At 72.4% G+C, this 24935-nt stretch carries 24 protein-coding genes and 1 pseudogene; 18 read left to right on the top strand and 7 right to left on the bottom strand.

Annotated elements, in window-relative coordinates:
* Nucleotides 1-291 precede the first annotated feature (291 nt).
* From FH608_RS42235 to FH608_RS42225, 3 genes are read left to right on the top strand one after another with little or no spacing between them, the layout of a single operon-like run.
* Nucleotides 292-1287: a hypothetical protein gene (locus FH608_RS42235; protein ID WP_139636427.1), complete on the top strand. Its 996-nt coding sequence runs from the start codon at nt 292-294 to the stop codon at nt 1285-1287.
* Nucleotides 1287-2438 carry a sensor histidine kinase gene (locus FH608_RS42230; protein ID WP_139636425.1) on the top strand — a complete coding sequence of 384 codons (1152 nt, stop codon included), beginning with the start codon at nt 1287-1289 and terminating at the stop codon, nt 2436-2438. Before FH608_RS42235 ends, FH608_RS42230 begins: the two co-directional genes overlap by 1 nt.
* Complete coding sequence (locus tag FH608_RS42225; RefSeq protein ID WP_139636424.1) at nt 2435-3118, top strand: response regulator; 684 nt, start codon at nt 2435-2437, stop codon at nt 3116-3118. Before FH608_RS42230 ends, FH608_RS42225 begins: the two co-directional genes overlap by 4 nt.
* Nucleotide 3119: 1 nt before the next feature.
* Here FH608_RS42225 and FH608_RS42220 read toward each other — a convergent pair whose 3' ends face one another.
* A complete protein-coding gene (locus FH608_RS42220; protein WP_226900389.1) occupies nt 3120-3542 on the bottom strand; it encodes a hypothetical protein in 423 nt (140 codons plus the stop codon).
* A 31-nt stretch (nt 3543-3573) separates the two neighbouring features.
* Here FH608_RS42220 and FH608_RS42215 point away from each other — a divergent pair, with 31 nt between their 5' ends.
* Entirely contained in the window at nt 3574-3930 is a 357-nt protein-coding gene (locus FH608_RS42215) for a zinc-binding dehydrogenase (RefSeq protein WP_226900388.1), read from the top strand.
* A 46-nt stretch (nt 3931-3976) separates the two neighbouring features.
* Here the strand turns inward: FH608_RS42215 and FH608_RS42210 are convergent, their stop codons facing one another.
* Entirely contained in the window at nt 3977-4567 is a 591-nt protein-coding gene (locus FH608_RS42210) for a TetR/AcrR family transcriptional regulator (protein ID WP_139636422.1), read from the bottom strand.
* 126 nt (nt 4568-4693) lie between these two features.
* Here FH608_RS42210 and FH608_RS42205 point away from each other — a divergent pair, with 126 nt between their 5' ends.
* On the top strand, nt 4694-5782 hold the full coding sequence (locus tag FH608_RS42205; protein WP_139636420.1) for a saccharopine dehydrogenase NADP-binding domain-containing protein: 1089 nt from the start codon (nt 4694-4696) through the stop codon (nt 5780-5782).
* 91 nt (nt 5783-5873) lie between these two features.
* Here FH608_RS42205 and FH608_RS42200 read toward each other — a convergent pair whose 3' ends face one another.
* Complete coding sequence (locus tag FH608_RS42200) at nt 5874-6419, bottom strand: GrpB family protein (RefSeq protein ID WP_139636418.1); 546 nt, start codon at nt 6417-6419, stop codon at nt 5874-5876.
* A gap of 19 nt (nt 6420-6438) precedes the next feature.
* Nucleotides 6439-7200, bottom strand: coding sequence for an SDR family NAD(P)-dependent oxidoreductase (locus tag FH608_RS42195; protein ID WP_139636416.1), 762 nt, complete (start codon nt 7198-7200; stop codon nt 6439-6441).
* Nucleotides 7201-7332: 132 nt separating this feature from the next.
* Between FH608_RS42195 and FH608_RS42190 the strand changes: the two genes are divergently transcribed.
* Nucleotides 7333-9630, top strand: coding sequence for a HelD family protein (locus tag FH608_RS42190; RefSeq protein WP_139636414.1), 2298 nt, complete (start codon nt 7333-7335; stop codon nt 9628-9630).
* Nucleotides 9631-9636: 6 nt separating this feature from the next.
* Here the strand turns inward: FH608_RS42190 and FH608_RS42185 are convergent, their stop codons facing one another.
* On the bottom strand, nt 9637-10110 hold the full coding sequence (locus tag FH608_RS42185; protein ID WP_226900387.1) for a MarR family winged helix-turn-helix transcriptional regulator: 474 nt from the start codon (nt 10108-10110) through the stop codon (nt 9637-9639).
* A gap of 100 nt (nt 10111-10210) precedes the next feature.
* Here FH608_RS42185 and FH608_RS42180 point away from each other — a divergent pair, with 100 nt between their 5' ends.
* The 6 genes and pseudogenes from FH608_RS42180 to FH608_RS42160 all read left to right on the top strand — a co-directional run bounded on the left by FH608_RS42180 (nt 10211) and on the right by FH608_RS42160 (nt 17434).
* Entirely contained in the window at nt 10211-13474 is a 3264-nt protein-coding gene (locus tag FH608_RS42180) for an efflux RND transporter permease subunit (protein WP_139636412.1), read from the top strand.
* Nucleotides 13475-13649: 175 nt separating this feature from the next.
* A complete protein-coding gene (locus FH608_RS42175) occupies nt 13650-14027 on the top strand; it encodes a cupin domain-containing protein (protein WP_139636410.1) in 378 nt (125 codons plus the stop codon).
* A 183-nt stretch (nt 14028-14210) separates the two neighbouring features.
* Nucleotides 14211-14480: pseudogene (locus FH608_RS54570) on the top strand (AraC family ligand binding domain-containing protein); the annotation flags it as partial.
* Nucleotides 14481-14491: 11 nt separating this feature from the next.
* Entirely contained in the window at nt 14492-15190 is a 699-nt protein-coding gene (locus tag FH608_RS54565; RefSeq protein ID WP_226900386.1) for a cysteine hydrolase family protein, read from the top strand.
* A 46-nt stretch (nt 15191-15236) separates the two neighbouring features.
* Nucleotides 15237-16676 (top strand): adenylosuccinate lyase, encoded by a 1440-nt coding sequence (purB, locus tag FH608_RS42165; protein WP_139636408.1) that lies wholly within the window; start codon nt 15237-15239, stop codon nt 16674-16676.
* Nucleotides 16673-17434: a GNAT family N-acetyltransferase gene (locus FH608_RS42160; protein ID WP_139636406.1), complete on the top strand. Its 762-nt coding sequence runs from the start codon at nt 16673-16675 to the stop codon at nt 17432-17434. Before purB ends, FH608_RS42160 begins: the two co-directional genes overlap by 4 nt.
* Nucleotides 17435-17514: 80 nt before the next feature.
* On the opposite strand, the gene FH608_RS42155 is transcribed toward FH608_RS42160, so the two are convergent.
* On the bottom strand, nt 17515-18249 hold the full coding sequence (locus tag FH608_RS42155) for a TetR/AcrR family transcriptional regulator (RefSeq protein ID WP_139636404.1): 735 nt from the start codon (nt 18247-18249) through the stop codon (nt 17515-17517).
* 121 nt (nt 18250-18370) lie between these two features.
* Between FH608_RS42155 and FH608_RS42150 the strand changes: the two genes are divergently transcribed.
* Complete coding sequence (locus FH608_RS42150) at nt 18371-19891, top strand: FAD-dependent oxidoreductase (RefSeq protein ID WP_139636402.1); 1521 nt, start codon at nt 18371-18373, stop codon at nt 19889-19891.
* Between the two features lie 102 nt (nt 19892-19993).
* A complete protein-coding gene (locus tag FH608_RS42145) occupies nt 19994-20458 on the top strand; it encodes a nuclear transport factor 2 family protein (RefSeq protein ID WP_139636400.1) in 465 nt (154 codons plus the stop codon).
* Between the two features lie 83 nt (nt 20459-20541).
* On the opposite strand, the gene FH608_RS42140 is transcribed toward FH608_RS42145, so the two are convergent.
* On the bottom strand, nt 20542-21234 hold the full coding sequence (locus FH608_RS42140) for a TetR/AcrR family transcriptional regulator (protein WP_139636398.1): 693 nt from the start codon (nt 21232-21234) through the stop codon (nt 20542-20544).
* A gap of 53 nt (nt 21235-21287) precedes the next feature.
* Between FH608_RS42140 and FH608_RS42135 the strand changes: the two genes are divergently transcribed.
* The 4 genes from FH608_RS42135 to FH608_RS42120 all read left to right on the top strand — a co-directional run bounded on the left by FH608_RS42135 (nt 21288) and on the right by FH608_RS42120 (nt 24868).
* Entirely contained in the window at nt 21288-22529 is a 1242-nt protein-coding gene (locus tag FH608_RS42135) for an FAD-dependent oxidoreductase (RefSeq protein ID WP_139636396.1), read from the top strand.
* 56 nt (nt 22530-22585) lie between these two features.
* Nucleotides 22586-23473, top strand: coding sequence for an alpha/beta fold hydrolase (locus FH608_RS42130; protein WP_139636395.1), 888 nt, complete (start codon nt 22586-22588; stop codon nt 23471-23473).
* A 31-nt stretch (nt 23474-23504) separates the two neighbouring features.
* A complete protein-coding gene (locus tag FH608_RS42125; RefSeq protein WP_139636393.1) occupies nt 23505-24308 on the top strand; it encodes a MerR family transcriptional regulator in 804 nt (267 codons plus the stop codon).
* Nucleotides 24309-24433: 125 nt separating this feature from the next.
* Complete coding sequence (locus tag FH608_RS42120) at nt 24434-24868, top strand: Hsp20/alpha crystallin family protein (RefSeq protein ID WP_139636391.1); 435 nt, start codon at nt 24434-24436, stop codon at nt 24866-24868.
* Nucleotides 24869-24935: the final 67 nt, after the last annotated feature.

Raw genomic sequence — 24935 nt, 5'->3', positions numbered from 1 at the left:
CCGACTCCAAGCCCTTGGCTACAGCGTCACTGTCGAACCCGCCAACTGACCACGCATCACCCCGAAACGCCCGACCCTGCTGGCGTTCGCTGCCGCTTGCCCACTGAACCACCGATTTTCGGATCAGTCATCTCAACATGCTAGCGATCAAGGCATGTAGAGCTGGGCATCCGGGGCTGTGCTCCTCGTCCCTGTGGCGGATGGCGTATGCCTTGAGACATACGCGAGCGCCGTTCGGGATCCGACCGAGGGCAGTCGTCCGGCCGGTCGCCGCCCCCTAGCGTCGATCAGGTGACACCTCGACGAGACGGCTGGAAGCCGATCCTGGCGTTGATGATCCTGGCGCCGCTGCTGGCGGAGGTCTTCAGCGGCTCCATGCCGGCGACCGCATTCCTCCAGCCGCAAACGTTCTTCCCGTTCGTGATCGTCATCTACGGGCTCCCGGTCCTCGTCCTGCGCGAGGTGGCGGTCCGGCGGCGCTACGGCCTGCTCGGGCTGTGCCTGCTGGGCTTCGTCTACGGGCTCTACAACGAGGGCCTGTTCTCCGAGACGCTGTACTACCCCCTCGACCCCGCCAACGAGGCGTACGCGGACTATGGCCTGGTGGCGGGGCTCCGCGTGCCGTGGGCGTCGTACATCCTGCCGTGGCACGGCCTGTTCTCCATGCTCACCCCCGTGCTCGTGGTGGAGCTGCTGTTCCCCCGATGGGCGGGGCGGCCGTGGCTGCCCGCATCGGCGACCTGGATTCTCGGGATCGTCACCGCGGGGCTGGCCCTGGCCCGCTTCCTGCTGGAGGGAGAGGACCGCGGGGCGCAGGACGCCGCGACCTTCGCCGTCCACCTCGCGGCCGTGCTCGCGGCGGCCGTGATCCTGTGGGTGGTGGCCGGGCGGCTGCCACGGACTCCGGCGACGGGATCGGCGGCCGCCCTCTCCTGGCGGGGTGTCGCGGCCGGCGCGGGCACGTACGCCGCGGTGTTCCTCGGGACCGAGATCCTCACCTCGGTCGTGCGGGCCCCGTGGCCGCTGACGGTGCTCTACGCCCTGCTCACCGTGTCGGCGACGGCGTGGGCCGCCGCCCGCCGACCGACCGTGGCGCGCGCCGGCGCGGTGGCGTTCGTGCTGGGCTGCGGGCTCGCGCAGGCGGTCGTGGTCGTCCTGGTGGTGGGCGTGGTCACCGGCGACGGGTTCCGCGCCGTGTCGGGCGCGGTCGCGGCGGTGATCTACCTCGCCGCGTTGACGGGCGTCCGGGTACGGTACGGGCACAGCACGCGCACGCCGATGGGGTGATGGCAACGTTCGTCGGAGCGAAGGCGGACGCGATCCGGGCCGCGGTCTGCCGCCATGAACGCGGCGTGGACGCCCTGTGGGCGGCCCTGGTCGCCGTGGTGGACGGGCTCGCCGCCGGCGTGGTGGCGGGGTGGCCGCAGTTCGTCGTCCTGCACGCGCTCCTGGTGTGGCGCAGGCGCGCGCCGGTGACCGTCTTCTGGGCGGCCCTGGCCTCGGCCGTGCTCATCTGGGCGGTGGCCGCCCCCGGCGTGGTGTATCCGGTGGTCGTCGTCCTGGTCGCCCTCTACACGCTGGCCCGGCACCGCCCGTGGCACCATCTGTGGCCGGCCGCCGTGGGCGTCGAGGGCGTCTGGGTGACCGCGCTGGCGGTCAACGGCGTGACCTGGGAGGAGTTCGCCGCGCTCACCGCGTTCCTGGCGGCCGGCGGGCTGCTCGGTGTGACGGTGCGCCTGCGGCAGGCGCACGTGACCCAGCTGCGCGAGCGGGCCCGGCAGCTGGAACGCGAGCGCGACCAGCAGGTCCGGATGGCGGCGTCGGCCGAGCGGGTCCGCATCGCGCGGGAGATGCATGACGTGGTCGCCCACAACCTCGCGGTCATGGTCGCGCTGGCCGACGGCGGAGCCCTGGCCGCGCCCGCCTCCCCCCAGCGGGCCGCCGAGGCCTTGTCGGCCATCGCCGCGACGGGACGGCGGTCGCTGGGCGAGATGCACCGCCTGCTCGGCGTGCTCCGCGACGGCGAGGTCACCGCCGAGCTCTCCCCGCAACCCGATCTCGACCAGCTGGACACGCTGGTGGAGCAGGTACGCGCCGCGGGCCTTCCGTTGACCTTGACCCGGGAGGGCGATCCCCCCGAACTGGGCGAGGGCGCCGGCCTGACCATCTACCGCATCGTGCAGGAAGGACTGACCAACATCCTCAAACACGCCGGCCCGCGCGCCACCGCCCGCGTACGCCTGCGCTTCGCCTCCGGCGGCGCGGACATCGAGATCACCGACGACGGCGGGGGCCGGCGAGCCGCCCCCGCGCTTCCCGGCCGGGGACACGGTCTGTCCGGCATGGCCGAGCGCGCCGCCGCCTACCACGGCCAGGTCGACTTCCGCCCCCTGGCCGAGGCGGGCTGGAGGGTCCACGTCCGCCTGCGGCTGACATGACCGTCAAGGTGCTGCTGGTGGACGACCAGTCCCTGCTGCGGCTGGGCTTTCGCATGGCGCTCGACAGCCAGGCCGATTTCGAGGTGGTCGGCGAGGCCGGCGACGGCGCGCAGGCGGTGTCGATGACCCGGGCACTGCGCCCCGACGTGGTGCTGATGGACGTGCGCATGCCGGTCATGGACGGCATCGAGGCCACCCGCCGGATCGTCGCGGAGCGTTCGCCGGCACGGGTGCTCCTGCTCACCACCTTCAACCTGGACGAGTACGTCTTCGCCGGGCTTCGCGCCGGGGCCGGCGGGTTCCTGCTGAAGAACGTGCCGCCCGCCGACCTGTTCAGCGGCATCCGGGCGGTCGCCGACGGCGACAGCGTGATCTCTCCTGCGGTCACCCGCCGGCTGCTGGACGCTTTCGCCGCCCACCTGCCCGACCCGGAGACCGGCCGGTCGGCGTCCGGCGATCGGCTCGCGCGGCTCACCGATCGCGAGCGCGGCGTGCTGGGCGAGGTCGCCAGAGGTCACTCCAACGCCGAGATCGCCGCCGTGCTCGGCGTGACCGAGGGAACCGTCAAGATCCACGTTGGGCGGATCCTGGGCAAGCTCGGGCTCCGGGACCGCGTACAGATCGCGATCTTCGCCTACGAGAGCGGGATCGTCCGGCCGGGCACGAACCGGCACGTGTGAATCACTGATCACGATCTGTCGGAGGACCGGCACCACCGAGCAGCGCCGTGGCCAGCTGCTGGATCGAGCGGGTGAAACGGCGGGGGTCGTCGGGCGGTGTCACACGTCGGATCAGGTCGCCGTCGAAGACGGCGAGCACGGCATGGGCCAGGAAGTCCGCGTCCAGGTCGGGGCGCGCCTCGGTGAACAGCGTGCCGAGGTGGCGGTGCCAGGACCGGTAGCTGGGATCGTCGTACTTGTCCTCGGCGCAGGCCTGTTCGTGCGCCGACAGCAGGACGGCGTTGCCTTCGGCGATCGCGCCGAGCCCGTCGAGGAAGGCGAGCAGCCGCTCCCGGACGGGCGCTCCGGGCCCCAGCGGCGGGGGTCCGTTCGTGATCCCGTCGCGTAGCTCGCGCGACCTCTCCTCCAGCAGCGCCTGCAGCAATCCGGCGCGGTTGCCGAAACGACGGAAGACGGTGCCTTTCCAGATCCTGGACCTCGTGGGCGGCCCACAGCTGACCGCGGCCTGGCAGCTCCTCGCCCCGGGCGGTGACGTGCAGAGCATCGGCTGGGCCTCTGACGAGCCGGCGGTGTTCGCGCCGCACTCGCTGTTCTCCCTCGGCCCGGCCAAGACGATCAGCACGTTCGGCGACGTCCACGAGTTCGGCCCCGACCTGGCCACCCTCCTGGGGTTCAGCGCCGCCGGAAGGCTCTCTCCAGAGGTCGGCTGGCGTGGGTCGTGGGAGCGTGTCGCCGAGGCCGCCCGGGCACTGCTCGATCGGCGCGTCGCGGGCAAGGCGGTGCTGGACGTGGACCCGGCGGCCGCCGCCTGACCGCAACGGTGACGGGCTCGCCGCCGGAGCGCCCTGAAGTGATCGGTCACGCGCTGCGCGGGCGTCCTTCTCCTGTCCCGGCGAGGGCGGCTCGCAACTCGTCGGTCACCGTGTCCAGGCAGCTGCCGAAACTCGCCCGCCCTTCGGCCTCGATCCAGTGCCGGAAGGCGTTCTGGAAGGCCACCGTGGCCAGCTGCGCGACCAGCTCGGCCCGGTCGGCGTCCACCTGACGTCGCCTCAGGGCGTCGCGGATCGCGGCGGTGATCGCGGCGGTCTTGGTCCGTTCGCGCTCCTGCAACTCGGGGGTGGCGTCGATCACCGCCCGGCGCTCCGCCGCGCCCTCCACGAGCTCGACGAGCTCGGCGCCGACGCGCGCCAGCGCGTCGAGGACGGCGGCGAGCGGAGCCGCGTCCGGGTCGGCCGCCAGGACCGCCTCAGCCAGAGCCGGCGGTAGACGTTCCGAGCCGCCGAAGAGGACCTCGCGCTTGTCGGGGAAGTAGCGGAAGTAGGAGCGCCGGGTCAGTCCGGCCCGCTCGGCGATATGGGTCACCGTCACGTTGTCGTAGCCGCGCTCCAGGAACAGCTCCAACGCCGCCCGCTTCAGGCGTTCCTCGGCGCCCGGATCCCATCTCGCCATGAGTCGACGGTAGCAGGTGATGTCGCACTGTGTCATCGGTGCTAGCCTGCCCTCATGACACACTGTGTTATCACTGAGGGGCGCCCATCCCCCGGTGCGGAGCGGAGCGGACGGGGTGACGTGCACATGACCGGCGGAAGCAGGGCGAACGACGAGGTGTGGATCATCGGGGCCACCGGCCATATCGGCCGGGGCGTGACCGCGCGACTGGCCGCGCGGGGGCTCGCGGTCGCGCTGGTCGGCCGCAGCCGGGAGCGGATGGTCGCCGCCGGGGCCGAAGCCGGCCTGCCCGGGGACGCGAAGGTGGTCGTCGCCGACTCGGCCGAGCGGATCGCGGACGAGATCGTACGGCAGCGCCCGCGGGTGGTCGTGAACACGATGGGCGCTTTCACCGCCACGGCACCGGTGCTCGCCCGTGCCTGCATGCCCGGCGGCCACTACGTCGACCAGGCCAACGACGTGGCCGCCGTGGAGGGGCTGCTCGCCCTGCACGACGAAGCGGTACGGGCGGGCAGCACCCTGGTCACCGGCGCCGGATTCGGCGTGCTGGCGACGGAGGCGGTGGTGGCGAAGCTGTGCGACGGACGGCCCACGCCGCACCGGGTACGGGTCGACGCCGTGGGCTCGGTGGCCGTCGAGGCGGGCGTCCTCGGCGCCGCCTTCGCGACCGGCATCGTGGACATGCTCACCACCGGCGGACGGCGGTACGACGACGGGCGGCTGGTGCCGTCGCGCCTCGGCGCGGACGTGCGGCGACTCGCCCTCCCGGACGGGGAGTCGGCGAGGTCGGCAGGCGCCGCGTCCGGCGACCTCGTCGCGGCGCACGCGGTGAGCGGAGCACCGTTCGTCACCGCGACCTCCGCTCTCGTGCCGGCCGCTCCGCTGGTGCGCGCCCTGCTCCCGGCGCTGGGCCGCCTGCTGTCCGTCCCGGCGCTGCGACGCCTCGCCGTCGAGCGGCTCGGCCGGGTCCCGATGACGGCCGCACCCCGGCCGCGCAGGCATTCCTGGGGGCACGCCGTCGTGGAGTGGGGGGACGGCACCCGGCGGGAGGGATGGCTCCGCGCCGGCGACGGCATGGACTTCACGGCCGACGTCACCGCCGCCGTCACCGAACTGCTGGCCCGCGGCGCCGGCCGCCCCGGCGCCTGGACCCCGGCGGCCGCCCTCGGGCCCGACCTGGCGACAGCGGCAGGCGGCGCCTTCGTCCTGGACTGAGCGGCACCGCCGGCACCGGGCTCGGCCGCCGACGCCACGCCCGGCCGCCGCGCGACCCCGGCCACGGCACCGTAGGCGGCCGGTGACGAGGTCAGGCGTCGCTCGGGCCCGGTCGCCAGCCGATGCTCTGAGCCCACAGGTCGGCGCGCCGCACGATGTCCCAGACGAAGGGCTCCTTGGCGGAGACGTACCGTTGCCGGTCATCGCGGAACTGCCGGGCCCATCGCCGCTTCACCTGCGCGAACTCGGCTGCGACGGCGGGATGGGCGCGCAGGTGGTCGCGGAACAGCAGGGGCAACTGCTGGGAGAAGCTGCCATGCTCGCGCACGTGAATGTGGGTGCGGCGGCTTCCTGGGGACTCGCGGAAGTATCGCTTGGTCAGCTCGGGGTTGTCCGCTCGGTGCACCAGGCCGAGCCGCTCCAGCGGAGCCTTGTAGGCGTCCAGCGGTTCGAGCGAGCGTACCGAGATCTGGATGTCGATGACCGGCTTGGCGGCCAGGCCGGGCACCGAGGTCGAGCCGATGTGATCGACCCGAAGGGCGTCGTCACCGAGCGCGGCGCGCAGCGCCTGCCCGATCGCGGCGAACTCCACCTGCCAGACCAGGTCGTAGTCCACGATCTCGATGGGATCTCCCATGCCTCTGAGCCTAAGGGGGCTAGTGGACGGAGAAGCCGCCGTCGACGAAGAGCATCTGGCCGGTGACGAAGGCGCAGGCGTCGCCGGCGAGGAACACCGCGGCGCCCGCGAAGTCCGCGGGCACGCCGTTGCGGCCGGTCATGTGGCGGGCGGCGAGGGCTTCCACGCGGCCGGGGACGGCCTGGGCGGGCTCGGTGAGGGGGGTGAGCACGAAGCCGGGGATGATCGTGTTGACGCACACGCCGGCGCTCGACCACGCCTCGGCCTGGGAGCGGGTCAGGCCGGCGAGGCCGGCCTTGGCGGCGCCGTACACGCCGCTGTCTCCGAAGGCGGTGATGGTCTGCTGGGAGCCGATGTTGATGATGCGGCCCCAGCCGCGGGCGGCCATCGCGGGGCCGTAGTGCTGGCCGAGCAGGTAGGGGGCGGTGAGGTTGACGGCGATGGTGCGCTCGTAGTCGTCCTCGGTGAGCTCGGCCATGGGTTTGCGGATGTTGTTGGCGGCGTCGTTGACGAGGATGTCGATGTCGCCGGCCTCGGCGCAGACGCGGCGGACGTCCTCGCGCTCGCCGAGGTCTGCGCTGATGGCGCAGGCCTCGACGCCGTGGCCGCGCAGCCGCTCGACGGCCTGGTCGAGCTCGGGCTTCCTGCGGGCCACCACCACGACGCGGGCTCCGGCGCGGCCGATCGCCTCGGCGATGGTGTAGCCGATGCCGGAGCTGCCGCCGGTGACCAGGGCGCGCCGGCCGTCGAGGGAGAACAGCTGCCGCAGATAGTCAGACATGGTCGGCAAGCTAGCACGAGGAAAGAGGAAGAGCGGGGGCGGGATTGCGCGCGCGCTCGCGCGGCGCTAAGCTCGAATGCTACACATCGGCAGAAGCATCCGACACGCCTCCTGTTAGGAGTATACCACCGAATGGCTAATCGTCAAGATGGTCTCGCGCAAGCCCTTGACAGCGAGCAGCGCCATGTGTCGTGGCTGTACGGCCGGCTCGACGTCGCCAGGGAGCGGGCGCAGGCGGCGCTGCGGGAGGTGTACGCCAGGGGCGGCGGCACCCGGCAGGCGCGGGTCGAGCGCGAGGTGACGGCTTCGGAGCAGGCCAGGCGGCTGGCCCAGCTGAACGCGGTCGAGCGGGGCCTGTGCTTCGGCCGGATCGACGACGGCTCCGGGCACAGCACGTACGTCGGCCGGATCGGGCTGCGTGACGACGACCACGAGTCGGTCCTGATCGACTGGCGGGCCCCGGCCGCGCGGCCGTTCTACGTGGCCACGGCCACCGATCCGGGCGGGCTGGTGCGCCGCAGGCACCTGCACCTGAAGGACCGCCTGGTGGTCGGCATCGACGACGAGGTGTTCGACCTGGAGCGGATGAGCGACGGCGACCGGCGCACCCTGGTCGGGGAGGCGGCGCTGCTGGCGGCGTTGCGGCGCGGCAGGACGGGCCGGATGGGCGACGTGGTGGCCACCATCCAGACCGAGCAGGACCGGGTCATCCGCTCCGCGCTGCAGGGGGCGCTGGTGGTGCAGGGCGGGCCGGGCACCGGCAAGACGGTGGCGGCGCTGCACCGGGCGGCGTACCTGCTCTACACCCACCGCGACACGCTGGAGCGGCGCGGCGTGCTGGTGGTCGGCCCCAACCCGATGTTCCTGCGCTACATCAGCCAGGTGCTGCCGGCGCTGGGGGAGACGCAGGTGGTGATGACCACGGTCGGGGAGATGTTCCCGGGGGTGCGGGCGGAGGGCACCGACAGCCCGGCGGCGGCGGTGGTCAAGGGGGACGTGCGGATGGCCGAGGTGGTGGCCCGCGCGCTGGAGCTGCGCCAGGGCGTGCCGGACGGCGATCTGGTGGTGGAGCTGGACGGGTTGAAGCTGCGGGTCGCGCGCGAGACGTGCATGGAGCTGCGGGACCGGGCGCGCGCGGTGCGGCTGCCGCACAACATGGCGCGCAAGCTGTACGTCACCGAGATGCTGAAAGAGCTGGCCAAGGCCGAGGCGCGGGCCCTGGAGGAGTCGCTGCACATCGAGGAGCTGGTCATCGAGGGCGAGCCGGAGCTGGCCGAGCCGCTGGATCTGGAGGGCGACCTGGACGAGCTGGACCTGGATCTGGCCTCGCGGCGGCTGTGGGACGAGCCGGAGGTGCGCCGGGCGCTGGACGGATTGTGGCCGGAGCTGACGCCGCAGCGGCTGATCTCGGAGCTGCTGTCGTCATTCGACACGTTGTGGTCGGTGACGCCGTCGGGCCTGGAGTGGCAGGAGCTGCTGCGCCCGGCCGGGGCGCCGTGGACGGTCGGTGACGTGCCCCTGCTGGACGAGGCGGCCGAGCTGCTCGGCGAGGACGACTCGGCGCGCCGGGCGGCGGCGCGGGAGGAGTCGCAGGAGCAGGCCTCGCAGGAGTTGTACGCGCGGGAGGTCCTGCAGTCGACCGGGGTGGCCGAGGCGGGCATCTTCGACCGGGCCGACGTGCTGGCCGGGCGGCACGCCGACGAGGGGCTGGAGCTGACCACGGCCGATCGGGCGGTGGCGGACCGCACGTGGGCCTACGGGCACGTGATCGTGGACGAGGCGCAGGAGCTGTCGCCGATGGCCTGGCGCATGATCATGCGGCGGGTGCCGGCGAAGTCGCTGACGGTGGTGGGCGACCTGGCGCAGACGGGGTCGGCGGCGGGGGCGCGCTCGTGGGGCGAGGTGCTGGACCCGTACCTGGCGGGGCGCTGGCGCGAGGAGCGGCTGCTGGTCAACTACCGCACGCCGGTGGAGATCATGGAGGTGGCGGCGGACGTGCTGCGGGCCTTCGCGCCGGGGCAGCGGCCGCCGGAGTCGGTGCGCGAGGGCGGCGCGCCGCCGCGGGCGGTGCGGCTGCCGGTGGCGGAGCTGGGCGCGCTGGTGCAGGAGGAGGCGGCCGCGATCGGCGAGGGCCGGGTGGGCGTGGTGTGCTCGGACGCCCGGCACGCGCAGGTGGCGGCGCTGTTCCCGCAGGGCGACCTGGACGCGCCGGTGGTGGCGCTGACGGTGACGCAGGCCAAGGGGCTGGAGTTCGACGCGGTCGTGGTGGTGGATCCGGCGGGCATCCTGGCGCAGTCGCCGATGGGCGGCCAGGACCTGTACGTGGCGGTGACGCGGGCCACGCGGCGGCTGACGGTGGTGCACGAGGGCGACCTGCCGGAGGTCCTGTCGCGCCTGGACAGTGCCTCCGCATACGAATCTACAACGTAAAGGCGATCATTTGCTGGATAGCTCGTCAGCATCCCCGGACAGCTTGTCGGCAACGGCCCGGATGGCGCGGGTGATCTCCTCCAGCGAGCGCAGCATCTCGGTGTCGAGGTGGTCGAGGATGCGGCGGTAGTGCTCCAGCCCGGCCGTGTTGATCTCCTCGACAAGGGCGGCGCCGGCGGGGGAGAGCTCGGCGCGGCGCACGCGGCGGTCGTGGGGGTCCTCGTGGCGGGTGACCAGGCCGTGGGCGACGAGCCGGTCGACCAGGCCGGTGACGGTGCCGAGGCCGACGCCGAGGTGGTGGGCGAGCTCCTGGCCGGAGGCCGAGCCGTTGATGGCCAGGAGCATGACCACGTGGAGCTGGCGCATGGTGAGGTTGGAGGAGAACAGGGGGTTGGGCTGCTGGGCGAACAGTCGCCCCAGCCCTCGCTGGGTTTGGGTGATCCGGTGGATCAGGTCTTCGCGTTCGCTGCTCACGCTCACCTCTCGCTTCCTGAGAAGGTTATCAGGAAACCTCGATGAGGCTAAATATTCGTTCAAGGCGAAGTGTTAGTCTGGGCCGAACTCTTGGAGGGGGACACCTGTGACCGCATTCGCCCGGTTGAGCCTGGTCAACCGCAGCTTGGTGATCTTGGTGGCGCTCGTGCTCAGCGCGTTCGGCGCGTTCACGATCCCGCAGTTGAAACAGCAGCTGCTGCCGTCGTTGTCGTTTCCGGGCGCGTTCGTGGTGGCGCCCTATCCCGGCGCGTCGCCCGAGATCGTCGAGGATCAGGTCACCAAGCCGATCGAGGACTCCTTCCAGGGGCTGGCCGGCATGGAGCAGATGACCTCGACCTCGAAGGAGGGCCTGGCGCAGATCCAGGTGGCCTTCGAGTACGGCACCGACGTCGATGCGGCGCTGAGCAAGATGCAGCAGGCGATCGGCAAGGCCGCGCTGCCCGACGGGGTGGACCCGCAGGTGGTCGCGGGCAACACCGACGACATCCCGGTCGTGGTGCTGGCGGTGGGCGACGGCGGTGACGAGCGGGCGATGGCCGACAAGCTGCGCCGCATCGTGGTGCCGGAGCTGCAGGGTGTGGAGGGCGTACGGGAGGCGGCGGTCACGGGCACCCGTGACGAGGTCGTGACGATCGAGCCGGACGCGGGGAAGATGGCGGCGGCCGGGGTGTCGGCCGCGCAGATTCCCGAGGTGCTCAAGGCCAACGGCACGCCGATCCCGGCGGGCACGCTGACCTCCGGCGGCAAGTCGCTGACCGTGCAGGTGGGGGCACGGGTCGACTCGGTGGCCAAGCTGAAGTCGCTGTATCTGACGCCGGCCCAGCCGCAGGCGTCCGCGCAGCAGCCGGGCCAGGCGCAGGCGCGGCCCCAGACGGGCCAGACCGGTCAGACCGGCCGGCCGGGGCAGACCGGTCAGACGGGTCAGATGGGGCAGGCGGGTGCGGCGCAGCGACAGGTCGCCCCGAAGCCGCTCAAGCCGGTCAAGCTGGGCGACGTCGCGGCGATCACCCGCGGTCTCGAGGACCCGGCGACCATCACCCGTACGGACGGCAGGACGAGCCTGGGCGTGTCGGTGACGATGATGCCCGACGGGAACGCGGTGTCGATCTCGCACGAGATCCGCGACAGGCTGCCGGAGCTGACCAAGGCGCTCGGCGACGGTTCGGACCGGGCGGTGTCGGTGGTGTTCGACCAGGCGCCGTACGTGGAGGAGTCGATCAGCAGCCTGACCACCGAGGGCCTGCTGGGGCTGGCGTTCGCGGTGCTGGTCATCCTGGTGTTCCTGCTGTCGGTGCGCTCGACGCTGGTGACGGCGGTGTCGATCCCGCTGTCGGTGGTGATCGCGCTGCTCGTGTTGTGGGCGGGCGACTACTCGCTGAACATGCTGACGCTGGGCGCGCTGACGATCGCGGTGGGCCGGGTCGTGGACGACTCGATCGTGGTGCTGGAGAACATCAAGCGCCATCTCGGCTACGGCGAGGCGAAGCTGCAGGCGATCCTGGCGGCGGTGCGCGAGGTGTCGGGGGCGGTGACGGCCTCGACGTTGACGACTGTGGCGGTGTTCGCGCCGATCGCGATCGTGGGCGGCATGGTGGGCGAGCTGTTCAGCCCGTTCGCGGTGACGGTGGCGGTGGCGCTGCTGGCCTCGCTGGTGGTGTCGCTGACGGTGGTGCCGGTGCTGGCGTTCTGGTTCCTCAAGGCGCCGGACCTGACGCCGGAGCAGGCGCGCAAGCAGCGTGAGGAGGCCGAGGCCAAGGAGCTTCGCTCGCCGTTGCAGCGGGCCTACCTGCCGGTGCTGCGCTTCGCGACCCGGTTCAAGCTGACGACGGTGCTGATCGGGGTGGCGGTGTTCGTCGCCACGATGGGCCTGGCGGGCGGGCTGCAGACGAACTTCCTGGACGCCTCGGGCCAGAACACGATCTCCCTGTCGCAGCGGATGCCGGTCGGCACGGACCTGGCCACCACCAACGAGGCCGCCCAGAAGGTGGAGGACGTCCTGAAGGACGTCGAGGGCGTCGAGACGTACCAGGTGAACGTGGGCGGCGGCAACGCCATGTCGGGCGGCGCGGTCGGCGGCGGCGCGGACCGGGCGTCGTACTCGGTGACGATCGCCGAGGACTCCGACCCCGAGCAGGTGCAGCAGGTGCTGCGCGAGCGGATCGAGGGGTTGTCGGGCGTCGGCGAGGTCACGGTGGGCGGCGCCGGCGGGGGCGGGTTCTCCTCCGACTCGATCGACGTGGTCGTGCAGGCGCCCGACGCCGGGACGCTGCGCACGGCGACCGACACGGTCAAGGCCGCGATGGACGAGGTGACCGGGCTGCGGGACGTGTCGTCGAACCTGGAGGCCAGCGCGCCGCGGGTCGAGGTCGCGGTGGACCGGGAGAAGGCGGCCGCGCGGGGGCTGAGCGAGGCGCAGGTGGGGCAGGCGGTGGCGCAGGCCTTCCGGGGCGCGCCGCTGGGCCAGATCACGCTGGACGGCCGGGCCAGCGACCTGGTGCTGCGCGGCGCTGACGCGCCGGACGACATCAAGGCCATCAAGGACCTGAAGCTGCCGACCGCGGCCGGGCTGGTGAAGGTGTCGTCGGTGGCGGACGTGCGGCAGGTGGCCGGGCCGACGCAGGTGACGCGGATCGACGGCGAGCGCTCGGCGACCGTGTCGGCCAAGGCGGCCGACGCGGGCGATCTGGGCAGCGTGACGCAGGAGCTGACGACCAAGCTGGACGGGCTGACGCTCCCGTCGGGCGCCACCTACGAGATCGGCGGGGCGTCGGCGGACCAGGCCGACGCGTTCGCCGACCTGGGGATGGCGATGCTGGCGGCGATCGCGATCGTGTTCCTGATCATGGTGGCGACGTTCCGCAGTTTCGTGCAGCCGCTGATCCTGCTGGTGTCGATCCCGTTCGCGGCCACGGGCGCGATCGGGCTGCTGGTGGGGACCGGCACGGCGATGGGCGTGCCGGCGCTGATCGGCATGCTGATGCTGATCGGCATCGTGGTGACGAACGCGATCGTGCTGATCGACCTGATCAACCAGTACCGGGAGCAGGGGATGGGCGTGGTGGAAGCGGTCATCGAGGGCGGCCGGCGCAGGTTGCGGCCGATCCTGATGACGGCGGTGGCCACGATCTGCGCGCTGACGCCGATGGCGCTCGGGGTGACCGGGTCGGGCGGGTTCATCTCGCAGCCGCTGGCGATCGTGGTGATCGGCGGGCTGATCTCCTCGACGCTGCTGACGCTGGTGCTGGTGCCGACCCTGTACACGATGGTCGAGCGGGCCAAGGAGCGGATGCGGCGCAAGCCGGCCGCGCCGCCCAAGCACGAGGCGAAGGTGCTCACGCCCACCTCGTGACCCGCTTTCCGGTGCCCGTACGGCGATGCCGTGCGGGCACCGGCATTGGGGGGACTGCCGGCGTCACCTCGTGCCGAGGCGGTCCGGTCGCTCACGGTCTTGGGGAGGTCACTGTGGGTATGCGGGAGTGAGGGCGGTCGATCCGGCTCCGCGCCTGTCCGAGAGGGGATCTCCCATGAGTGATGGCGACACCGAGGGCGCCTATGTCGTCGCGCCGGAGGACATCGTCTGGCACAAGACCGACCTCGGCGAGGAGTTCTGGCTCAGCGACAGGGTGGTCGACGCCCGCTACACCTCGGCGTACGATGCCCAGCTGTCCAAGTTCGGCCCGGGTGGCGGGTCCCCGCCGCATCACCACACCTACAACCACGCCTTCTACTTCCTCAGCGGAACCGGTGGCGTGCGGATCGGCGATCAGAGCCGGCACGTCAAGGCGGGCACCTTCGTCAAGGTTCCCGCGCACATCCAGCACAGCGTCACCAACGATGGCACCGAGGACCTCGTCTTTCTCGTCATCTACGACCCGCCGATCAATGACGAGGGCATGCCCTAGCCGCCCTCCGCGCGGCGGCGTCCGGTACAAAGGCAGACATGCAGGACGTTGTCGAGCACCGCTACGGCCGCGACGACATGCGACTGGTGAGGGCGTCCTTCCGTACGCATCGCTTCGTTCCGCACTCATCGCTTCGTTCCGCACGCGCACAGCGAGTACGCCGTCGCGGCGATCGAGCGCGGGGTGGAGGCTGTGCGCCACCGCGGTGCCACCGAACACGCGCCCGCGGAGAGCCTGCTCCTGCTCGACGCCGACACCGTCCATGCCGGCCGGCCCGGCATCGCCGAGGGCTGGGACTACCGGGTCTTCTACCTCCCGCCGGCGCTGCCGGCGGAGCTCGCCGGGCACCGGCCCGCCTTCACCGTGCCGGCCCCGTACGACCCGCCTCTGGCCGGCCGCCTGATCCGGCTGCACCGCCGCCGGGACCAGGGCTCCCTGGCCGCGCAGGAGGAGTTCGAGGCGCTGTGCACCGAGATCCTCACCCGCTACACACGCCGCGCGATCGTCGCGACGCCACCGCTGCCCGTGGCGAAGGTGCGGCGTCACCTGGCCGCGGACCTTCAGCGCACCCCGAGCCTGGACGAGCTCGCGGGCGTGGCGGGGCTGCCCCGATTCCAGCTGCTGCGCGCCTTCCGCCGCGAAACCGGCCTCACCCCGCATGGCTACCTGTTGCAGCTGCGCCTGCGCCGTGCCCAGCAGCTCCTGACCTGCAGCGCGACTTCGTCGCCGACATCGCCGGCACCACCGAAGTGCTGCCCGCGGTCCGGCGCCTGGCGGACGTGTTTCGCCGGGAGGGCCGGCCCGTCGTGCACATCGTGCGCCTGTACCTGCCCGACGGCAGCAACGCGGAGCAGCAGATCGGCCCGAACGAGCACATCCTGTACAAACCCCGCTGGAGCGCCTTCTTCCGCACCCGGCTGCTGGAGCACCTCGCCGAACGCGCGGTGAGCACGGTCGTCGTGGCCGGCTGCAACTACCCGAACTGCCCGCGTTCCACGCTCGTCGATGCGACCCAGCACGACCTGCGCACCGTCGCCGTGCGCGACGCGGTGTCCGGCTGGACCGCCGACGCCGACCGCGAGATGACCGGCATGGGCATCGCCTGCCTGGACACGAGCGAGGTCGTCGCCGCCATCCGGACGGGCGCGGCGTCGCGCGCGTGACGGGGCGGCGCGGCCTCGGCCGGCGGCACCTTTAGACTTGTCCGACGTGACCGCCAAGCCGCGTAAGCCGCGTATCCCGAATGTCCTGGCCTCCCGTTATGCCTCCCCGGACCTGGCCCTGCTGTGGTCTCCCGACCACAAGGTCGTCGCGGAGCGGCGGTTGTGGCTGGCGGTGCTGCGGGCGCAGGCCGAGCTGGGGGTGGCGGTGCCCGAGGGCGCGATCGGCGACTACGAGAAGGTGGTCGAGCAGGTCGATCTCGACTCGATCGCGGCTCGCGAGCGGGTGACGCGCCACGACGTGAAGGCGCGCATCGAGGAGTTCAACGCGCTGGCCGGGCACGAGCAGGTGCACAAGGGCATGACCTCGCGTGACCTGACCGAGAACGTCGAGCAGTTGCAGGTGCGCGACAGCCTGCTGCTGGTGCGCGACCGGGTGGTGGCGCTGCTGGCGCGGCTGGCCGAGCTGGCGGGCGAGCACGCGGCGACGGTGATGGCCGGCCGCTCCCACAACGTGGCGGCGCAGGCGACCACGCTGGGCAAGCGGTTCGCCTCGGCGGCCGACGAGCTGCTGGTCGCCTACGGCCGGCTGGAGGAGCTGATCGAGCGTTATCCGCTGCGCGGCATCAAGGGCCCGGTGGGCACCGCCCAGGACATGCTGGACCTGCTCGGCGGCGACCGCGAGAAGCTGGCCGAGCTGGAGGGCCGGGTGGCCGCCCACCTCGGGTTCACGCGGCGCTTCACCAGCGTCGGCCAGGTCTATCCGCGCTCGCTCGACTACGAGGTGGTCAGCGCGCTGGTGCAACTGGCGGCGGCGCCCTCGTCGCTGGCCAGGACGATCCGGCTGATGGCCGGGCACGAGCTGGTCACCGAGGGGTTCAAGGAGGGGCAGGTCGGCTCGTCGGCGATGCCGCACAAGATGAACACCCGCTCCTGCGAGCGCGTCAACGGCCTGGCGGTGGTGCTGCGGGGCTACGCCTCGATGACCGGCGAGCTGGCGGGCGACCAGTGGAACGAGGGCGACGTGTCGTGCTCGGTGGTGCGGCGGGTGGCGTTGCCGGACGCGTTCTTCGCCTTCGACGGGCTGGTGGAGACGATGCTGACGGTGCTGGAGGAGTTCGGCGCCTTCCCCGCGGTGATCTCCGCGGAATTGGATCGCTATCTGCCGTTCCTGGCGACGACGAAGATGCTGATGGCGGCCGTGCGGGCCGGTGTCGGCCGGGAGACGGCGCACGAGCTGATCAAGGAGCACGCGGTGGCGTCGGCGCTGGCGATGCGCTCGCGCGGCGCCGCCAACGAGCTGCTGGACCGGCTGGCCGGAGACGCCCGCTTCCCGCTGGACCGGGCGGGGCTGGACGCGCTGCTGGCCGATCGGGTGTCGTTCACGGGGGCGGCGGCCGACCAGGTGGAGGCCGTGACGCGGCGGGTGGCCGACGTGGTGGCGGCGCATCCTGGGGCGGCGGCGTACCGGCCGGGCGCGATCTTGTGACGATCCGCGAGTTGCTCGACCCCGCCGAGGTGGCGGCGGCGTGCGGGGACGACGATCTGCTGGTCTGGGTGGCGCAGGGCCTGCGCGGCGGCGCGCGGGCCTGGACGCTGGAGACCGGCCGGGGCAGCGCGGTGGTGGCCGCCGCTCCCGGCGTGTCGCGGCGCGACCGGCTGGGCATGTGGGGCGACGCCGCGTGCGCGGTGCCGCTCGTACGTCACGTGCTGGCCGAGATGGGGCCGTCATATCGGCCGTTCGGGGAGCGTGAGCTGGTGCGCGAGGTGGCGGCCCGGCTGCCGGGCGTGCGGCCGGCCGGGCGGTTCTCCTGGATGAGCCTGTCCGGGGCCGCGCAGGAGCGCGCTCCTGCGGCTGTGGCCGGCGAGGTCGGCTGGCTGGCGAAGGACGCCGACGCGCAGGTCGCGGCGCTGCTCGCGGCCGAGGCGCCCGATTCGTACGCGGTGCCGGGCCTGCCCGGCGTGAGCCGGTGGGCGGGCGCGAACGTGGCGGGCGAACTGGCGGCGGTGGCGGCGGAGGCCTGGTCGGCGCCCACGGTCGGGCTGCTGGCCGGGGTCGCCACCCGGGCGCGCTTTCGCGGGCGGGGGCTGGCCGAGCGGGTGTGCCGGTGGGTGACGGGGGAGCTGCTGGCCGCGTACGGGCGGGCGGCGCTGATGGTCGACGACGAGAACGCGGCCGCCATCACCGTCTATGAGCGGATCGGCTACCGGCGGCGGCTGGTGATGGCCTCGCATGTGACGGCCTGACCAGGGCCACCACCACGCCGCCGTCCTGCCCGGATCGGGCGACGGTCCGCGCTCGGCCGTCGCGCGGGCGAAAGGCCGGTTCACAGCCCTCCTTCCCCTGAGCGTCGAGCCGGCTCCGGCGGGTGGAGGGTGGTGATGCCGGTGAGGATGAGGTCGATGCCGGTGAGGAACTGTTCGCGGTCGTCGTGCTCGCGCATCTGGTCCGCGATGGCCCGCATGAACGGGTAGTCGTCGGGGTCGAGATCTTGCCATGCCCTGGACGCGGTGCCGAGGAACTCGGCGCGCTCCGCCTCGGAGCTGGGGACTCCGGTGCTCTGGGAGGTCTGGGCGGTGGCGCCGAGGATGTAGTGGACCAGCGTCGAGGTCGTGGTGAACCAGACGCCCTGCGGCACGCCCAGCGTGCGGACCGGCCGGCCGATGTTCTCGAAGATGCGCAAGGTCACCGGCCCCCAGGGGTTGCGGGTGAGCTGCGCCGCGAGCTGGGCGGCGAGCCATGGGTGCTCGGTGACCGCGTCGAACAGGCCGAGCGCGACGGCGCGGATCTCGTCCTGGGGCGAGCCCGCTCCGGCGGGCCGGGTCGGCCGCGTGGCCAGGGCGTCGGCGACGACGGCGTCGGTCGCGGCCTCCAGCAGCTCGTCCATGTTGCCGATGTGCCAGTAGATCGCGCCGGACCCGGTGGCCAGGCGGCCGGTCAGCGCCCGGACCGTCAGGGCGTCCTTGCCCACCGTGTCCAGCAGCTCGACGGCGGTCTCGACGATGCGCTCCCGGGTGAGCACCTGCCTGCGTCGCTGTGATTGACGTGTCCGTGTGGCCATGCCCGCCATTCTCGCATCCGTTGGAGCATCGATCCAACATGGAGTACTGTTCCATTCTTGGAGCGGTGCTCCACAACGCCCGGGATCTCGCCGGGCGGTCTCGAGCGAAGGGGGATTCGACGTGTACGACGTGGTGATCGCGGGGGCCGGCCCGGTGGGCCTGTTCCTTGCCGGTGAGCTCGCGCTGGCCGGCTGCTCGGTCCTGGTGCTGGAGCGGGACCAGGAGCAGGACTCGCCGTGGAAGGCGCTCCCGCTGGGAATGCGGGGCCTGAACGCCGGATCGGTCGAGACGTTCTACCGCCGCGGGATGCTGGAAGAACTGCTGAAAGCCTCGGGCGCCGACGGGCGGCAGGTCGGCGCCGACCCCGGCGCGCACGAGCCGCCGGCTCCTCGCGGCGTGAGCCACTTCGCGGGCATGCGGCTCGACCCGGCCGGCATCGACGCCGCCCTCCCGTACCGGCTGCCAGGCCCGGCGATGGAGGGCGTCATGACCAGCCTGGACGCGGTCGCGACGGTGCTGGCCGGGCGGGCGGCCGGGCTCGGCGTGCGGATCCTGCGGGGCGTGCCGGTCGAGGCCGTGACCCAGGACGGCGACACCGTCGTCGCACGGGCCGGCGGGGGCGACCACCGGGCGCGCTGGCTCGTGGGATGCGACGGCGGGCGCAGCACGGTGCGCGAACTGGCGGGCTTCGACTTCGTCGGCACCGAACCGCTGTTCACCGGCTACGCCGCCCGCGTCACCTTCGCCGACCCGCAGCAGCTGGACCTGGGCTTCAACCTGACGCCGACCGGCATGTACCTGCGCACGTCCTTCGAGGGGCACCTGGGCATGATGGACTTCGACGGCGGCGCCTTCGACCGCTCGCAGCCGCTGACGCGCGAGCACCTCCAGACGGTGCTGCGCCGGGTCTCCGGCACCGACGTGACACTCACCGAGGTCCATCTCGCCTCCAGCTTCACCGACCGCGCGATGCAGGCCACGACCTACCGCGACGGCCACATCCTGCTCGCCGGCGACGCCGCCCACATCCACTCCCCGCTCGGCGGCCAGGGGCTCAACCTCGGCATCGGCGACGCCATGAACCTCGGCTGGAAACTGGCCGCCACCGTCCACGGCACCGCACCGGACGGCCTGCTCGACACCTACACCGCCGAACGCCACCCCGTCGGCGCGGCGATCCTCGACTGGTCACGCGCTCAGGTCGCGACCATGAACCCCGGCCCCAACGCCCCGGCCCTGCGACGGCTGGTCCACGACCTGCTCGGCACCCGCGACGGGACCACCCACGTCTTCCGCAGCACCTCAGGACTGTTCCACCGCTACGACGTGGGCAGCGACCGGCCACTCGCCGGCCGAACCGCCCCGGACTTCCGTCTGGCCGACGGCACCCGCCTCGGCGACCTGCTGCGCGAAGGACACGGCGTCGCGCTCGACTTCACCACCGGCCGGCGCCTGCACGACGCGGCGACGAGCTGGAAAGGCCGCATCCGGTACGCGTCCGGGCCGGTGAGCGACGACCTCGGCTTCGGCGCGCTGCTGATCCGGCCCGACGGCATCGTCGCCTGGACCGACGGCCACGACCCCGACCCCGAGGCGTTCCGGCACGCCGCGGCCGACTGGTTCGGGGACCCGCAAACCTGACCGGACGTCTCAGAGCCCCCCGGCGCGCGTCGGGCGAACCGGCCCCAAGCGCCCGTATCCACACCGATTTCCGGGGCACCGTCGACAAGAAAGGGACCTTCCATGCCGAGTGAGAACCCGACGCAGCCCGAGCTGAACAAGGAGGTGGTTCGCCGCTTCTACGAAGCCGTGCTGCGCGTACCCGGCAGCCCGGACTTCGCAACGATCGAAGAGCTGACCGACGAGCAGGAGATCGAGCTCAACTGGGGCCACCCCGCCAGCGGCGTCCACAGGGGAGCAGCCATCGGGCCGGCGCGGCACCGCATGCACGAGCTGACCGGGTTGGACATCCAGGCCGTCAGCATCGAGGAGCTCGTCGCCGACGGTCCCACTCGCGTGGTGGTGGTGGCCACGAACGGCGGCACCGACATCCACGGCAACCCGTGGCGGATGACCGTTCTCGAACTGGTCGACGTGGCGAACGGCAAGATCACCAGGAAGCGTTCGTTCTACCAGGACACGGCGCTTCTCCGGGACATCTCACTCCAACGCGAGGCCGCACTCGCGCGCAAGGCCGGAGAGGCCTGATCACCCAGCCGCCGCTTCGGGCGGGTGGGTGCGCGGTCCGCCGTCATGCGGTGCCCCGGATGCCGGCGGGGAGGTCGTGCGCGTCACGCCGGCGGCCGGGCGAGTCTGGCGGCCACGGCGTCGAGGACCCAGTCCAGCCCGGTCGCGAAGGACTCCTCGGCGTCCACCTCCGTGCCGTCGTGCACCATCTTGGCCACCGTCGGGAAGCGGCCCGTGGCCAGCATCCTGCTCAGGTGCGGGCCGGAGGCGCGCTGCCACTCGCGCACGGACAGGCCCGTGGCACGCTCGGCCCGCAGGTTCGCGATCTCGCGCCTGATCGCGCCGGTGAAGTAGGCGTTGACGGTCTCCACGGCGCGCATGACGGTGTCGATGTCGGCGAGGCCGTCGAGAGCGGCCAGCACGGCCTCGCCCGCGGCGAGGGCGTTCGGGCCCAGCGCCGGACGGCCGCCGAGCAGGTCGGCCAGCCATTCGTGACGGAGGGCGGCCCGCCTCGTGCGGTGGGCGCGTACGCGCAGCACCTCCCGCCAGTCGCCCGGCTGCTCCTCGGCGATGATCTCGGTGTGGACCTCGTCCACCATGAGGTCGAACAGCTCCTCCTTGGTGGAGATGTATCCGTACAGCCGCATCGGTCCGACGTCCAGCCGGGCGGCGACCTTGCGCAGCGACACCGCCTCCAGCCCGCCCTCGTCGGCCAGCGCGATGGCGGCCGCGACGATTCGCTCCCGGTCGAGCGGCGCGGGGCGAGTCGGCGGCTCCGGCCGGTCCCACACAGTCATGGATACATCGTACTGTTGCAATACACTGTATTGGCACAATACGGTGTATCGACATGAGTCACCGTATCGCCGTGGTGGGTGGCGGCCCCGCCGGCCTCACCTTCGCCCGCGTCCTGCACCGCCACGATCGCCCCGTCACCGTGCTCGAACGCGACCCCGGCCCGGACGCCAGGCCCCCGGGCGGCACGCTGGACCTGCACGACAAGCTGGGCCAGCTCGCGCTGGACAAGGCGGGGCTGCTGGCGGAGTTCCGGGCGCTGTCGCGTCCCGAGGGGCAGGCCATGCGCATCCTGGACGTGGACGGGACCGTGCTGCGCGACTGGCGGCCCCGTCCGGACGAGCAGGCCAATCCCGAGATCGACCGCGGGCAGCTCCGTGACCTGCTGCTCGGCCCCCTGGACGTCCGTTGGGGGCGGGGCGTCGCGGAGGTGGTGCCGGGGACCCGGGACGGCGTGCTGGTGCGTTTCGCGGACGGGCGGCAGGAGACGTTCGACCTCGTGGTCGGCGCGGACGGCGCCTGGTCCCGGGTCCGCCCGGCGCTCTCGTCCGTGAGGCCGCACTACACCGGCGTCACCCTGGTCGAGAGCTCCCTGGACGACGTCGACACCCGCCATCCCGACCTCGCCCGGCTGATCGGCGACGGTTCTGTCGCCGTGTACGGGGTGAACCGCGCCATCGTCGCCCAGCGCAACAGCGGCGGCCACGTCAAGGTGTACGCCCAGTTCCGCGCGCCGCTGGACTGGCACACGGACCTGGAGCGGCATCTGGGCCTGAACCGCCGCGCGCCCCTGTCCCCGGGCCTGTCCCCGGGCCGGGACGGCGGCCGGGACGCGGGGCTGGACCCGGGGCTGGGGCGGGGGCTGGGGCGGGGGCTGGATCTGGCCGACGTCGAGGCCGTGCGATCAAGCCTGCTGGCCCTGTTCGACGGCTGGGCCGCTCCCGTCCTCGGCCTCCTGCGCCACGGCACCGCCTTCGTCGTCCGCCCCCTCTACGTCCTGCCCGTGTCGCACACCTGGGCCCACGTCCCCGGGGTGACCCTCTTGGGCGACGCCGCCCACCTGATGCCCCCTCTGGGGGTGGGCGCGAACCTCGCGATGCTGGAAGGCGCCGAACTCGCCGAGTCCGTCGCCGCCTGCGGCCCCGGCGATCCGGACGAGGCCGTCCGCGCCTTCGAGGAACACATGTGGGCGCGGGCCGGCAGGTGGGCGAAGATGACGGCGGCCGGTCTTGAACGCCTCGTGAGCCCGGACCCCGCCGACGCCCTCGCCCTCTTCGACGAGGTTCAGCCATCCTGATGGCGTCCGCGACGCCGCTTGACCCTGACGCAGGGTCAAGCTTTCAGCATGGTGGCATGACCGACGAAACCAGTGACATCCAGGCCCCCGGATCGCCCACGCCGTACGGCGAGCACGACGCTATGGGAGACCGGGCGCAAAGAGGCGACAGGACGATGCGGCACTTCACGATCGAGCACGACGGCGTCACGATCCCGGTGTCCCGCGGCGGTCGGGGACGGCCGCTGGTCCTGTGCCCCGGGCTGAACTCGACGCAGGCGGACCTGCGCGAGCTGGCCGAGCTGCTGCGGCGCGACCATGACGTGGTGACCTTCGACCTGCGGGGCCATGGCCTCGCCTCGGCTGCCGGGCGGTACTCCTTCGAGGACTTCCTCGGCGATCTCGCCGCGGTGATGGCGGGACCGGCAGGCCGCGGCCTGCCCGCGGCGCCCGTGCTGGTGGGCTACTCCTTGGGCGCCGACCTGGCCGTACACTATGCCAGCGAGCATCCTGACGCCGTCGCCGGGCTCGTTCTCATCGACGGGGCGAACCCGGTGCCCGAACCGTTCATCACCGAAGCCGTCCTGCCGGAGTTCCGCGCCATGTGGGAGGAGCTGGCCACGCGGCAGGAGGCCGAGCGGGGCACCGCCCGCCAGGTGCTGCTCACCGCCCAGCAGATTCTCGACCTCAACCTGGAGATCGACGTGGTCCGGTCCGAGATCCTCGACCGGTACGGAAAGATCGACCGGCCCATCAGCATGATCATGTCGACGTCGATGGCCGGCGACGGTGGCGACGGGCACGCGCGGCGGTTCAACCAGAACTGGCGTGCCGGCGTCGAGCGGCTCGTCCGCGAGCATCCGCACATCGCCACCACCTGGCTCGAGGCCGATCACCAGCTGGTCTTCACCCACGCCCCGGAGATCGCCGACATCATCCGCAACGCACCGGGCCTGGCCTGGTGACCTCGTAAGCAGCTCGTGGAAGGCTGATCTGATGCTGACCATCGGCGAACTGGCCTCGTACGCCGGAGTGACGGTGCGCGCGGTGCGGCACTACCACGCCAAGGGGCTGCTGCCGGAGCCGGAGCGGGACCACTCCGGCTACCGCCGGTACGACGCCGGCGCCGTGGTCGAGCTGATCAGGATCCGGACCCTCGCCGAGGCCGGGGTCCCGCTGGCGCGGGTGCGGGAGCTGCTGCACGTGGGGGAGGAGGAGTTCGCCGCGGCGATCGCGGACATCGACCGGCGGCTGCGGGCGGAGATCCGCGAGCGGCAGCGGCATCGCGAGCGGATCGCGCGGCTCGCCGCCGGGGACAGCCTGGCGCTGCCCCCGGAGGTGGTCGAGTACCTCGACCGGCTGCGGGCGCTCGGGGTCGACGAGCGCATCGTCCGGGCCGAGCGCGACGGCTGGATCCCGCTGGCCGCGCGCTCACCCGAGCGGGTCCCGGAGTGGATGGCGCGCAAGCGGGAACAGATCGCCGACCCTTTGTTCGTCGACTTCCACCTCAGCCTGAGCCGGGCTCTCGACCGAGCCGGCGACGACCCCCGGCTGGTCGAGCTGGCCGACAAGCTGGCCGACTACATCACGCGGATGGCTGACGAGCGGGGCGAGGACTATGTCGATGACACCGATATCGACTCACCGCTCGTCAAGCTGATGGACGCCCTGGCGTTCGCCACCGTGCCGCCGGCGCGTCAGCTGATCGAGCTGCTGGAGCAGCGAGGCTGGACGGGGTGGACCAAGCTCGAACGCGTGGCCTCCACACGGCCCAGCCGCGGTCCCGGAGAAGGTGCCTGACCTGCACGGATGAGCGGTTCCGCGGGCCGGCCTGCCCGTGAGCCCATGGAGCTTGCATCTCCTGGAACGCGAGGTAACATACAACTGGAATTGAAGGTTACCTCTCACTCAGAGGAGGCTTTCCGATGCTGTTGACCTCGATCGACCCGTTCGTCCAGGAATTCGAGCGCCAGTTCACCCGCCTGGCGCGGCAAGCCTTCGACGCCGGTGCCGCGGCCATGCCCATGGACGGGCTGCGCCGTAAGGACGACGTGGTCCTGCGCTTCGATCTGCCCGGTATCGACCCCGAGTCCATCGAGGTCACCGTCGACCGCGGCGTGCTCAGCGTCAGCGCCCGCCGCGAGGAGGAGATCGCCGAGGACGAGCGGCTGTTCGTCCGAGAGCGCCCCACCGGCACCTTCACCCGCCGCGTCTACCTGTCCGAGCACCTCGACAGCGACAAGATCGACGCCGGCTACACCAACGGCGTGCTCACCGTCCGCATCCCGGTCCTCGACCGCGCCAAGCCGCGCAAGGTCGAGATCAGCCGCGGCGGCGACACCAAGGCCATCAAAGCCTGACCAACCGGGCGGGTGCCGGCCCACGATCGCGCATGGCCGGGAGCGGCCGGCCTCCCGATCCCGCCTG

The sequence above is a fragment of the Nonomuraea phyllanthi genome, assembly GCF_006334985.2.
GTDB classification, from domain to species: domain Bacteria; phylum Actinomycetota; class Actinomycetes; order Streptosporangiales; family Streptosporangiaceae; genus Nonomuraea; species Nonomuraea phyllanthi.
The sequence above is the reverse complement of the archived record's forward strand: the minus strand, read 5'-3'. Positions and strand labels throughout refer to the sequence as shown.